Genomic DNA, 12,330 nt, shown 5'->3' on the forward strand with positions numbered 1-12,330 from the left:
TTCCAAGAAACAGCCGGATACCCCTTTGCGGGAATAAAGTTCCTCGTAAACAGCACAGATCGCCGCTCAACGTGCCACGTCGAGGCGGCCCCGAAGTAAATCGAGGAGAGCCAGCTCTTGACGCTGTAGCTCCGCAGAATCGTCCGAATCCTTCTGCCGTATCTTATGTTCTGTCATTTTAATCATGGCTCCGCTGATGTAAGCGTCCAGCACGGCGGGATGGATGTAGCATTTTCTGCAGACTGCAGGCGTATTCCCAAGGCGTCTGGAGATCGATTTGATTGCCTCCACAACGTTCTTTTTTGCCTCCGTCTCAGAGTCAAACGACTCGAACTCGTACAACATCTCGCAGGCAAGTACGCTTCCGGCCCACGTGCGAAAGTCTTTCGCGGTGAAATCCTGTCCCGAAATCTCGCGAAGATAGGCGTTAACATCGGCAGAGTCGATAGAATGCTGGGTCCCGTCCTTATCGACATATTGAAAAAGCTCGTACCCGGGAATGTCTTGGCAGCGTTGAATGATCTTTGCGATTCTGCGGTCCGTGATATCAACGGTATGTTTTACCCCGCTCTTACCCTGAAATTTAAAAGTGACGGTAGAACCGTTTACATCGACGTGTTTGTTTCGCATCGTCGTCAGACCATAAGAATGGTTTTGACGCGCGTACTCTTCGTTTCCTACACGAATCAGAGTCGTTTCCATCAGGCGAACAATCGTGCCAAGTATCTTGGATCGCGGCAGGCCCGAAGCTGAGAGATCCGATTCAACACGTTCACGAATACGCGGCAGTGCCGTGCCGAACAAAATCATGCGTTCATACTTGGTTTCGTCACGCACTTCGCGCCAACGCGGATGATAGCGGCTCTGCTTTCTGCCCCTCGCATCACGGCCCGTAGCCTGAAGATGCCCTTTAGGTTTTGGACAGATCCATACTTGCGTCCATGCGGGAGGAATCACAAGCGACTTGATTCTGGCCAGGGTTTGCTGATCCCGGATTACCGACCCGCTCAAATCAAGGTATCGAAAACCCTTCCGGAAACGGACCCGGCTTATGCCTGTTCCAACATCGCTAACATAGCAAAGACCTGCGTTTTTCGCGGACTCGACAGGATCCGTCGAGACTATATTCTGCGGCTTTCTTTGCATGATTATCTCTTCTGAAACGGCTGAAGAAATATGATGCAATTCGAGAGTCCTCGACCCTCGGCTCGAGTTGGGCCATTTGCATCACATGAAACATTTATCTCCGCAAGCTCTGCTCCGCCTAGAAATCGACATCTCATTCTCCATGCTGTCCTTTACAATGCACGGCGATCATGGACCTCTTCTGATCATGTTCCATTAGCTGGGTGGAAGCGCAAAGGTCTCTCCCTCCCAGCCAGGCATTGAACCTATGACCGAGAAGACCCGTCAGAAGATCCGAGACCCTGCATCTCGGTGACGACAGCGACTCCTTCACGGCCACACAGATGCAACGTTGATTCGGAGAGCTTGCGCTGCGAACGGCAGAGCGCTTCTTATCGAAAAGGTAACTCCACAGGATAGGGCAGACCTGGGCGGACCACTTGCGCTCGACGAGGTGAGAATAAAGTAGTTATATTCTGCTTCTCAATTCGTCTTAACGAAGGCATATAAAGTGTAGAAGCTTTCATAGAATAGAAAATGATAGCGTCCTATTCAGTGGTAGTTCAGCACGATTCAGAGGTCGCAGGAATAAGGACAGTTCGCTGAAGGAGGGTCATAATGTTCACTCACCTGGTCTTTTGGCTTTGGTTTGTTGGGCTCGTCTTTCTTGCTGTCGGGCTGGTCGCTAGCAGGAAAAATCTCGCCGCCGTCCACGGTCTGGATAAGTGGATTGAACTAGGACCGGCATTCGTCGCCGCCCCTCTCGCGGTCTTCTCAGCGGAACACTTTGTGTCAGCGAACTCCATGCAGCAAATGGTTCCGGCGTGGATGACGGCACACCTCTTCTGGGTCTACTTCGTAGGCTGCGCTTTGATTGCAGCAGCCACCAGCCTGGTGGCCATGAAGTTCGTTCGTCTCTCCGCAACCCTGCTGGGTGTGATGTTTTTGCTCTTCGTCCTCATGCTTCATCTGCCGTTCGCCATGACACATCCCGGAGAGCGCATTGCCTGGACCATGGTGCTGAGAGAGACAGCATTCGCCTGCGGCGCGTGGGCGCTCGCCGTCAGTCAGGACCCGGAATCGCGTACAGGAAAGCGGGACTGGATCATCCTGATTCTCCGCTCCTGCGTCGCGATTGCCGTAATTTTCTTTGGAGTCGAGCAAGTACTTCATCCGGAGTTCGCGCCCGGAGTTCCGGATGACAAACTGACGCCGGCCTGGATTCCCCTTCACACGCTATGGGGATACCCGGTAGGAGTGTTCCTGCTGATCGCGGGAGCGGCTCTGCTCCTCAACTTCAAGCCCCGCACGGCCGCCATATGGATCGGTGTGCTGATGACGTTGCTCTCAGCATTCCTTTACCTACCGATTCTCGCCGTCACTCATGATCCCTCTCAGATGACGGAAGCTATCAACTTCGTAGCAGATACTCTTATGTTCGGCGGAGCTGCATTGCTGTTAGCAGGAGCGCTGCCGGCAAAGACAATCCGAGCGCACGCGCCTAGCCTCTGAGCTTTCCACCGATCGCAGCGGTAATGTCGGCAGCGGCCTTTCGCAACATCTTGGTCACTCGAGCAGCATCCTTGGACGACCGGTTGTATTCGATGTAGGGAACCGTCAGCGCCCCCACAGGGCAGCTTCTATCGTCCAAAATCGGAAAGCTTATATTCATCACACCCTTTACCAGATAGCTGGCACGCTTCTCGTAGCCTGCATTGCGAATGCGCAACAGATGCGCACTAAGATCTCGCGATGGCCTTTTACCGCTCTCACGACTCCAAACCGCAATAGAACGGGCGCGCAGCACATCGTCCATATGCGCCAGAATCACATAGCCGCTGGCTGCTTCCATCAGATCCACCGTAGATCCCGGCTTCACATAGAAACCAATGCTCGTCGGTGCATTTACCTGTGCAAGAATCACCACGCGATCGGTCTCGAGCACACCCAGATGGCAGGACTGCAGCGACTCGTGGCTGAGTCTGCTCATGATCGGAAGCGCATCGGCAACCAGGCGCTCCGTCGGCGGATGCTCCTGCACCAGCTTGAACAGCTTCAAGGTAAGGGAGTACCGCTCCTCCGCAATCTGCGCGATGAATCCGCGGCTCTCCAGGCACAAGAGCATGCGAAATATCTCTGACACCGTTCGTTTCAATTCGCGAGCAATCTGGCTTTTGGTCAACCCCCCGGGCTGTCGTGCTAGTAGCTCGATAACATCCAATCCCTTCTCCAGCGCAGGAGCGGAGTAGATCGTCTTCACACTCTTCATGCTGGGCACAACACCCTCCGTCTTTCCGTCGATCCAAATCCCATCAAGCAGACTCAAGGATCACATTGGAATAAGGCGCGGTCCCCGCACTGCGAACCAACCCAATCGCACCCGGCACCCTGCGTTTGAAATCGATATGCGGCTCGAACACAACAGGAGGCAGGATCCGTTCAAACTTCTCCACCAGCTCAGTTGTGTTGTGCTCTTTGAACTCAGCAGCCATCCACGCTTTGCCAATCACGAAGTTCGCCGCGATCGCCTGCAGCACATTAAGCACGGTAGGCAGGTCGTCCACCAGCGAAATGTCGACCGTCTCAATCTGGGGCCAGAAAGGAAAGCCCCGATCCGCAATCACCAATGTATTCGTGTGCCGGATGCGGCTCAAGAGCGAGTTCAGTTGCGGATTCAGAATTCCCGTTCGAAGCATGACCCACCCGAAAAATAGAATTTGTAACTCTGATCATTCAGTAACCCGCGTCCGATTGCGCAAAGTACCCAGCCGCTCAATATCGATCACCATCTCTTCGTCATCCCTCAGCCAACGAGGTGGTGTACGGCCCAAACCAACGCCGGGTGGTGTACCCGTGCTGATGATGTCGCCCGTTTCGAGCGCGACGATCTTCGACAGGTATGCGATCAGCTGGGGAATGCGAAAGATAAGATCCCGCGTATTCGCATCCTGCATCACTTCCCCGCCAAGCGTAAGCCGGATATCGAGTGCATGAGGATCAGGCACCTCATCGCGCGTAACAACACATGGGCCAAGCGGCGTGAAAGTAGGAAAGCTTTTTCCCAGCGTCCACTGCGAAGTAGCCAACTGCACGCCACGTGCGCTGACATCGTTGACGATCGTATACCCAAACACATGCTGCTCCCAATCCCCCTCCGGAATGCGATGGCCGCCCTTCGCAATCACCACCGCTAACTCAGCCTCATAGTCGGGCTGCGTAGCGTCAGGTGGAAGAAGAACGTCGGTATCCGGACCGGTGATAGACGAGGAGAGTTTTAGGAAGACCGTCGGCACGCTCTGCACCGCCATCTTCGATTCAGCCGCGTGCTCTCTATAGTTCAGCCCTATGCCAAAGATGCGCGGAGGGTATTGTAAAGGCGCAAGCAACCTCACCTCATCCAGCGGAAGCGACGCGCCATCGAAAGCCGGCAACGAGCTGCCGCTTCGAATGTAAGCAAGCACAGGATCCGCCTCGCCCTGCCCAAAAGGACGCACCCGATCTCCCTCGAGCACACCTCCGCAAACCGCATACTCTTTACTGCTAAACGAGACGAGTTTCATGAATATGATCTCTCCAAACAATCCCATCCGGAAAACTGAACTGCTCCAGCGACTCCGGCAGAATCTCGATGCTGTATCCAGCTTTCTGCGGAATCGCATAATGACCGCGAACGATCTTCACTGGGTTTCGAAAATGCTCATGGAGATGATCGACATATTCAATCACCCGGTCTTCCATCGTGCACGACACTCCAAGGAAATCGAAGATCGAGAGATGCTGAACATACTCGCACAACCCCACCCCACCTGCGTGCGGACACACCGGAACTCCAAACTTCGCCGCCATCAACAGGATCGCCAGGTTTTCATTCACTCCCGCGACACGGCAGCTATCAATCTGGCAGACATCGATTGCGCCTGCCTGCAACAGCTGCTTGAACATCACGCTGTTATGGCAATGTTCGCCTGTCGCAATACGAATCGGTTTCACCTCTCGACGAATCCGCGCGTGTCCAAGAATATCGTCTGGACTCGTAGGCTCTTCCATCCACCACGGCTCGAGCTCAGAGAGTTGCATCGTCCTTCGAATCGCCTCTTCGATGCCCCACTTCTGATTCGCATCCACCATCATGCGATTCTTGCGGCCAATCTCCTCACGCACAATTCGTCCACGTCGTAGATCGTCAACAGGGTCGCCGCCCACCTTCAACTTGAAGTGTGTCCAGCCGTCCTCAATACCTTCGCGGCAAAGCCGCCGAATCTTCTCATCGCTAAAACCGAACCAGCCCACGGAGGTAGTGTAGGCCGGATATCCACGTTGCTCGAGAATCGCCAGCCGATCCGCCTGACCGCTTTTTCCGTGACGAAGAATCTCCAGCGCCTCAGCAGGCGAAAGCGCATCCTCGATATATCGAAAATCGATGGCGGAAACAATCTCTTCCGGGCTCATCTCTGCAAGCAGTCGCCACACAGGCTTGCCCATCGTTTTGGCGTAAAGATCCCACACCGCATTGATCAAAGCTCCGCACGCCAGGTGAATGACGCCCTTCTCCGGCCCCAGCCAGCGAAACTGCGTATCGCCGGTAACCTCGAGATAAAACGCATTCAGGTTGGATACGATGCTCTCTAGTGTGCGGCCCTGAACAAATCGCCCAAGATACTTCAGCGCACTCACACAAAGCTCGGTGCCGCGGCCAAGCGTGAAGGTCAGGCCATGCCCCTCGACTTCACCATCTGTCTCTAGAATGCAGTACGCTGCCGAGTAATCCGGATCCTTATTGACCGCGTCCGAACCGATGCTCTCCCGCGAGGTGGGGAACCGTAGATCGATAACGCGAACGCCAGTGATCGTTATGGGCTTCAAATGCTTCCTCGAAATCTTCTATGCGCCGCAGACAGTTGCGGAGTTGTTTCCGCCATTGACTTACAGCCGCAGAACGAATTGTAGTGATGTGTCTAAATTTCCGTCAATAAAAGCTCAATTGCATGGGAGAAACTTATCCGAGAGCTAAAATCAAATACTGCAAATGCTCTTCCTTGCTTTATCTAAGAGAAGAGCCGCTTCATCTTTTGACACTCTCGCATCACGGGAGTAAAACAGTCTGCGAATCGAGGACACCCCATCGCCGTGAATCGCCCCTTTCAGCTGACTCAGAGACGCGCCGTAGTGACCGGTGCCGCAAGCGGAATTGGCCTCGCCATCTCCCAGGCCTTCGCAAGCGCCGGCGCTCATGTCTCCCTGATCGATCTCGACCGCGAAAAAGCCTCGGCTGCAGCCATGGCCATAACCGAGAGCAACAAGCAATCCTGCTCCGGATTCGGCTGCGACGTATCAAACGAGGCGGGCGTAGCCAGAGTCTTCGCCGAGATCGGCGCCCCAGTCGATATTCTCGTCAACTGCGCAGGTATCGCACACATCGGAAATCTACGCAGCACCTCCGTAGAAGATATGGATCGTCTCTATGCAGTCAACGTCCGCGGCACCTATCTGTGCATGCGCGCGGCACTGGAACCGATGCTTGCAGCAGGGCGCGGCGTCATCCTCAACCTGGCATCGATTGCAGCGACCACCGGACTGTCAGATCGGTTCGCCTACTCGATGACCAAGGGCGCGGTACTCTCCATGACGCTCTCGGCCGCCAAGGACTATCTCTCCCAGGGAATTCGCTGCAACTGTATCTCGCCTGCCCGTATTCACACACCCTTTGTCGATGGCTTCGTTAAGAAGAACTATCCTGACCAGATCGAAGAAAAGATGAAGGCTTTGGCCCAGGCTCAGCCTATCGGACGCATGGGTACGCCGGAAGAAGTAGCTCTGCTCGCACTTTATCTTTGTTCCGACGCAGCGTCCTTCCTCACCGGTGCCGATCTTCCCTTGGATGGCGGCTTCTTTAATCTGCGTTAGAAATACCGAGACTGGAGCACAGATGGATTTGGGATTGAAAGATCGCGTCATCGTGGTCACCGGTGGTGGAGAAGGCATCGGCCAAGCCATCAGCCGTCTGGCTCTCAACGAAGGAGCAGCTGTCGTCATCGTCAGCCGAACTTCGCAAAACGTCGAAGACTTTCTGACGGAGATGAAGCAGCAGTCCCTCCCGTGCGACTTCGTCGAAGCGGAGCTCGGCGATGCAGCCCAGTGCAGGCAAGCAGTCGAGTACATCCGCCAGAAGCATGGGCGAATCGATGGCCTCGTGAACAACGCCGGCTCAAATGACGGCATAGGTCTGGAGAAGGGCGACCCTGAGCAATTCATGGAAAGCTTGCGGCAGAATCTTCTGCACTACTACGCAATGGCGCACTACGCCCTGCCGATGCTGAAGGCGAGCCGTGGCGCAATCGTCAATATCAGCTCAAAGGTCGCGCTTACAGGGCAAGGCGGCACATCAGCCTACGCAGCGGCCAAGGGCGCACAACTCGCACTCACGCGCGAGTGGGCCGCAGAGTTGCTTCCCTTCGGCATTCGCGTCAACGCAGTGCTCCCTGCCGAAGTACTCACCCCTCTCTACCGGCGTTGGCTCGACAGGCAGGCCGATCCGGAGGCGGCAAAAGAAAAGATCGTCGCCCACATACCCTTGGGCAAACGCATGACCGAAGCCGCGGAGATCGCTGCTATGACGGTCTTTCTCCTCTCCTCTACGCAGTCAGGCCACACCACCGCGCAGCATCTCGTCGTCGACGGAGGCTACACGCACCTTGATCGCACGCTGACCTAGCGCCCCCATCTGAGCCGGATCACTCACCTTTTGCCTCGCTCTTATGCATCTCGTACACCTGCTCGCTCAAAAGGCGAAACGGATCTGGAGAAAACACAGCCTCCACCGGCAGCTTTAAGAAGCGGCTGATCTTGAAGGCCAGCTCAAGCGAAGGGGTGTAATCCCCCCTTTCAAGAAACCCAATGGTCTGAGGATTCACCCCAACCTCAGACGCAAGGGCCTGTCGACTCAACTTTCTCTCGGAACGCAAAACGGCAATGCGGTTATAAAGCATGAGCATGTTGTAGATCAATCATTGCCTATAAGCAATAATACATTATTCATAAACAACTAAAATAATTTGGTAAAAAGTGGCACAGTCTCCCACCGGCAAAGAATGGCTGCTACGCGACCAGCTCAGCCACGCAAATCACCACATCTTCACCAGCAAAAAACCATGGTGAATACACGCTCTTTTCCAAAACCACCCTCAAATATGCCCGCAAAAGCACGAAAAAGCTCCGGCAGTTGCCGGAGCTTTTTTTCTAAAAACTAACTTCCAAAAACTAAACGCTGAAGCTCGATCCGCAGCCACAGGTGCTCTTCACCGCAGCATTCTCAAACTTGAATCCGGCAGCCTCGAGCGTCTCCACGTAGTCCACCGTGCAGTTGCTCAGGTACATGGCCGAAGTCGCATCCACAAACACCTTTAGATCCTCGAACTTATAGACCTTATCCATCATTCCGCTCTGATTTTCGAACGACATGGAGTACTGGAAACCCGAACATCCACCACCAACCACGCCGATCCTCAGCCCTGCGGGAACCGGTGTCTGAGTCGCCATAATCTCCCGAACCTTGTTGATCGCAGCAGGAGTCAGGGTCACAGGCGTAGTTGAAACAGCAGGTGCTCCAACAACGACTTCAGGGGTAATAGTTGCAGTAGACATCGGCAAATCTCCTCGTCTCATTCAGACTACTTTAAGTGTATGCGCCTGCCCTCACTCCGGCAAGCCCTCAATCACGAGACACATACAATAGATGCACAGGAATCACGTCCGATTCAGCTATACGACACATTGGTGCTGCTACCATCGACCTTGCCTGTTCATCAGATAGAACGTGAAACTACTCCTCTTCATCTCGAATGCGTTCATCAACACTATGGGCATCACACAGCCCTCGCCAAAGGCCGCAAACCGCGCGGCCTGGTTCATCTTCACGATGTTGTGTGCCGTCCTGATCGCGGTCACGACCATCGCGTTACTCGCCATCCACTGGGCCTCCCATCACTAGCATTTCAGCCCGTTATAACTTAGTCTCCCCCTCGAAAAACCCTGTCTCCAAGCGCCCTCAACGAGTATGATGATCGCGGACGGCCCGCTACCAAAGACATAGAAGTTGCACCAATCGGTACTCGGACCGCCGAAAACGTCGGCCCTTTTACAGGGCGGAGGAACCGCTATGAGTGCTTTACCTGTTCTCCTAATCGTCTGGGCGGTATTTTCGGCCTGTTTCCTCGCGCTACTCGCCTACAAGGGACAGCTGACCCGCTATGAAGATGACCAACTCTTCCTCAGCGAAAACGGTTCTGCTCACGAGCAGACGATCCAAACCGAGATCGTTCGTAAGGTCAATCAGATATCTCCATTTGTCCGCGTCTTCGGCGTCGCCTCCGCTATCATGACCGCAGGCGTCATCGGTATCTTTACCTTCGAGGCATGGCAACAGCTGAAGTAACTGGCTTTGTCCAATCAATGCCGACCGACCCACTTCAGGACTGTGCTGGCACTCCAACTGCTATCGTGGATCTGCAAAGCTCCGTTAGCACTGAGACTGAGTGCCAAAATGCGTAGGCTTCTCTTTATACATCGCGTCCACGGCAACTGATTGGTCAGGCCTCCCAAGCTGCCTTTCCTCCTACGGAATTATTATTGCAGTGTCCCCAACCTCAGCACGCTATTCGGTAATGTCCTGAATCAATCATAAAGAGCCAGAGACCTCGCGGTCTTTGGCTCTTTATGATTGTGGGCAAACGATCGGGACGAACAGTTAGAACGAGAGTTCTACTTCCCTTTCACTGCAATAACTTCAATCTCGATCAACGCCCACGGAGCAGCAAGCGCAGCAACCTGTACTGCACTTCTGGCCGGCTTATTGGGTTGATCCTTTGTCCCAAAGAACTGCGTATAAGAGGCCTGCAGACCAGCGAAGTCCAGCTTATTTCCTTTTTCCGGATCACCGGCCAGGAACACCGTCATCTTCACAACATCTTTCATGTCCAGGCCCTCTGCCTTCAATAGGGCCTGAATCTTGTTCAATGCGCTCAAAGCCTGCGTCTTAGTATCTCCATAAACAGCAGCGACCCCCTTCGCTTCATCCGCAGTAGTCACGGGAGAGGCTAACTGACCACTCAAATAAAGAGTGTCGCCGGCCCACACTCCATTCGCTATCGGAGACTTCTCATTAGGTTGAAGATGCTTTACCACAACCTGGGCCTGCATTCCGCACGCAACAGCCATCAACGCCGTCGCCATCACACCACACTTAATCTTCATCCACATCTCCTATCGATTTTTTTTCATCCAGCAGTTAGCTAACCACAGCGGCGGTGCCAGTCCCGGCAAGTTTTGCCGACTTGACCTTATCCGAGATCATTCCGACTGCGCGGCGGGCGCTGAGAGCGGCGCCCTCTTGCCATCCCACGATGTGGCTGGCTGTATCTCCGGCAAAGTAGATCGGCCCATCCGCCTGGATGATCACGTCATACCCACTCTTGCCGCCGCCATACTGGTTGATCCACGAGCCCTCATTCCATAGCACCCTGCTCCATCCGCAGAACACAGGATTCATCAACTCTTTTCCATGGCCTGGATGAATCTTCTCGATCGAAGCGCGGGAAGCCGCAAACTTCTCTTCCAGCGAAAGGTTGTAGAACGGCGTATTCAACTCATCGGTGTAACCCGAAACCACCACCCCGGTCGGGTGCATCAGCCGCGAGGAGGGATACCAGATCGGACTCGGCCCCTGCATCAGATACGACAGGCCACCGTAGATGTTGTAGTCCTGCTCCCAGAATCTTCTGCTCTCCCAGGCGATCTTATAGGCCCCACCCATCGTGCTATCGTCCACCACCGTCTTGAACGGCTTTGACAGGTCATTCGGAATCTTCTTCAGCAGAGAAAATGGCAGTGCACTGATGCAATAAGAAGCCTCTATCTGCTTCGTCACGCCGCCTTGCTTATACGACACCCGAACCCCATTCGGCGTCTTCCGAATCTCCGTCACCGGCGAGTTGTACTGCACCACCGGTCCCAGAGCCTTCGCAAACGCGTACGGAATCCGATCCATTCCTCCGACAGGCTGCATCATGGTTGCCTGCCAGTCCCATGCCTCCTCGACAAACAGATCGCTCCAGAAGTTCTCATCCAGCAGGACGCGCATATCCATGGGCGCTTCATCCACCGGCATCTGTGCTCCAGCTCCAGGAGGTGTCTTGTAGCCGGCCCTGTCTGAGCCTGTATACGCACCTTTGTCATTCAATGGCCCATAGATCTTGAGAAACGCAGTCATCCGCTCCCGGTCTTCTTTACTCAACTCCGCGTCCAGCGACCCATGAGCGATACACTTCGACAGCAACTCCGAGACGTGCCCGCGAGTATCGTTGATGGCCTTCCTCTGCGGGACAGGCTTACCATCGTTTGCCTTATCGTTCTGCAGCATCGTGGAACGAGAGGTATTGATCTCCACCTCCATCGGCACACCAAGCTCGCGACAGTATCCCAACATCGTCCAATGAGTGCTTGGCAGCCGCGCGGGTCCAAGGTTCTGGTAGTTGCCCTCTTCCCAGCCGATCGCCTGCTTGCTTCCATCGCAGAAACAAACCTCCTGCCCGGCCCGCCCAGTCCAGTTGCGTCCACCCGGCCGCTCCCGCGCCTCCAGCAATGTCACATCGTATCCCAGCTTTCCCAGCTCATAGGCTGAAACCAGGCCGCCAATGCCGCCACCCAGCACTACCACCTTGACTCCCTTACCGGAGCCCGGTGCCGCCTGAATAATCTCCGCCTCTGCACCTTTCATCGGCATCAGCCCGAGAGACTGCATCGTTGCAAATGCGGCGCTATAGCCACCTACCTGCCCTACCCGCATCAGGAAATTACGCCGGGAGATCCCCATCATGCCACCTCTTTTCTTCCAATGAATTCAAACCCTGTTGCTCTTGCAAAAGAACGAACGTTACTGGTGAACCGGAAAGGAATGGAAGCTCCGCCAAAGACGTCGTGAGAAACACGTCGTCCGAAGTTCGGAACCGAAAAGAGTCTATTTTTCCAAAAGATTATGACTACTTTAGCGCAAAACTTCGGTGAGGTCAGCAAATTTAACTCACTACCCTTCCCTGGCCATGTCCGCCATACCGCAACTATGATCAGCAGAGAATCTCGAACGAACTCCTGGGTGGCAACCGAGTTCATTCGCGAACGCGGCATCGAGTCGCAAGACGTCCAAAGACGCCT

The 12,330-nt window shown here is 54.5% G+C and carries 14 protein-coding genes; 5 read left to right on the top strand and 9 right to left on the bottom strand.

Going from position 1 to position 12,330, the window contains the following annotated elements; genetic code table 11:
- Positions 1-66: 66 nt before the first annotated feature.
- Entirely contained in the window at positions 67-1,185 is a 1,119-nt protein-coding gene (locus GSQ94_RS16560; RefSeq protein WP_254063930.1) for a DNA topoisomerase IB, read from the bottom strand.
- A 558-nt stretch (positions 1,186-1,743) separates the two neighbouring features.
- On the opposite strand from GSQ94_RS16560, the gene GSQ94_RS16565 reads away from it, so the two are divergent.
- Positions 1,744-2,637 (top strand): DoxX family membrane protein, encoded by an 894-nt coding sequence (locus tag GSQ94_RS16565; protein ID WP_158944962.1) that lies wholly within the window; start codon positions 1,744-1,746, stop codon positions 2,635-2,637.
- Here the strand turns inward: GSQ94_RS16565 and GSQ94_RS16570 are convergent.
- Genes GSQ94_RS16570 through GSQ94_RS16585 form a run of 4 tightly spaced genes read right to left on the bottom strand, consistent with a single transcriptional unit; the run spans position 2,627 to position 5,988 of the window.
- Positions 2,627-3,394, bottom strand: coding sequence for an IclR family transcriptional regulator (locus GSQ94_RS16570; protein ID WP_158945004.1), 768 nt, complete (start codon positions 3,392-3,394; stop codon positions 2,627-2,629). The two genes, GSQ94_RS16565 and GSQ94_RS16570, sit on opposite strands and share 11 nt — an antisense overlap.
- 43 nt (positions 3,395-3,437) lie before the next feature.
- Positions 3,438-3,821 carry an RbsD/FucU domain-containing protein gene (locus tag GSQ94_RS16575; protein ID WP_158944963.1) on the bottom strand — a complete coding sequence of 128 codons (384 nt, stop codon included), beginning with the start codon at positions 3,819-3,821 and terminating at the stop codon, positions 3,438-3,440.
- A 33-nt stretch (positions 3,822-3,854) separates the two neighbouring features.
- The gene (locus GSQ94_RS16580; protein ID WP_158944964.1) at positions 3,855-4,685 is read right to left on the bottom strand and encodes a fumarylacetoacetate hydrolase family protein; all 831 of its coding nucleotides are present in this window, start codon (positions 4,683-4,685) and stop codon (positions 3,855-3,857) included.
- A complete protein-coding gene (locus GSQ94_RS16585) occupies positions 4,666-5,988 on the bottom strand; it encodes an enolase C-terminal domain-like protein (protein WP_158944965.1) in 1,323 nt (440 codons plus the stop codon). Before GSQ94_RS16585 ends, GSQ94_RS16580 begins: the two co-directional genes overlap by 20 nt.
- Positions 5,989-6,252: 264 nt before the next feature.
- Here GSQ94_RS16585 and GSQ94_RS16590 point away from each other — a divergent pair, with 264 nt between their 5' ends.
- Together GSQ94_RS16590 and GSQ94_RS16595 are read left to right on the top strand one after the other, a co-directional pair.
- On the top strand, positions 6,253-7,029 hold the full coding sequence (locus GSQ94_RS16590; protein WP_158944966.1) for an SDR family NAD(P)-dependent oxidoreductase: 777 nt from the start codon (positions 6,253-6,255) through the stop codon (positions 7,027-7,029).
- Positions 7,030-7,051: 22 nt separating this feature from the next.
- Positions 7,052-7,837, top strand: a complete 786-nt coding sequence (locus GSQ94_RS16595; RefSeq protein ID WP_158944967.1) for an SDR family oxidoreductase — start codon at positions 7,052-7,054, stop codon at positions 7,835-7,837.
- A gap of 19 nt (positions 7,838-7,856) precedes the next feature.
- Here the strand turns inward: GSQ94_RS16595 and GSQ94_RS16600 are convergent, their stop codons facing one another.
- Together GSQ94_RS16600 and GSQ94_RS16605 are read right to left on the bottom strand one after the other, a co-directional pair.
- The gene (locus GSQ94_RS16600) at positions 7,857-8,117 is read right to left on the bottom strand and encodes a helix-turn-helix transcriptional regulator (protein WP_371417543.1); all 261 of its coding nucleotides are present in this window, start codon (positions 8,115-8,117) and stop codon (positions 7,857-7,859) included.
- A gap of 265 nt (positions 8,118-8,382) precedes the next feature.
- Complete coding sequence (locus GSQ94_RS16605) at positions 8,383-8,766, bottom strand: iron-sulfur cluster assembly accessory protein (RefSeq protein WP_158944968.1); 384 nt, start codon at positions 8,764-8,766, stop codon at positions 8,383-8,385.
- A 172-nt stretch (positions 8,767-8,938) separates the two neighbouring features.
- On the opposite strand from GSQ94_RS16605, the gene GSQ94_RS16610 reads away from it, so the two are divergent.
- The gene (locus GSQ94_RS16610) at positions 8,939-9,112 is read left to right on the top strand and encodes a hypothetical protein (RefSeq protein ID WP_158944969.1); all 174 of its coding nucleotides are present in this window, start codon (positions 8,939-8,941) and stop codon (positions 9,110-9,112) included.
- A gap of 168 nt (positions 9,113-9,280) precedes the next feature.
- Positions 9,281-9,556 carry a hypothetical protein gene (locus tag GSQ94_RS16615; protein WP_158944970.1) on the top strand — a complete coding sequence of 92 codons (276 nt, stop codon included), beginning with the start codon at positions 9,281-9,283 and terminating at the stop codon, positions 9,554-9,556.
- A 326-nt stretch (positions 9,557-9,882) separates the two neighbouring features.
- Here GSQ94_RS16615 and GSQ94_RS16620 read toward each other — a convergent pair whose 3' ends face one another.
- Both GSQ94_RS16620 and GSQ94_RS16625 read right to left on the bottom strand, forming a co-directional pair.
- Positions 9,883-10,374, bottom strand: a complete 492-nt coding sequence (locus GSQ94_RS16620; protein ID WP_158944971.1) for a RidA family protein — start codon at positions 10,372-10,374, stop codon at positions 9,883-9,885.
- A 34-nt stretch (positions 10,375-10,408) separates the two neighbouring features.
- A complete protein-coding gene (locus GSQ94_RS16625; RefSeq protein WP_371417545.1) occupies positions 10,409-11,995 on the bottom strand; it encodes a flavin monoamine oxidase family protein in 1,587 nt (528 codons plus the stop codon).
- Positions 11,996-12,330: the final 335 nt, after the last annotated feature.

It is taken from the genome of Granulicella sp. S190, assembly GCF_009766095.1.
In the GTDB taxonomy this organism is placed as follows: Bacteria; Acidobacteriota; Terriglobia; order Terriglobales; family Acidobacteriaceae; genus Edaphobacter.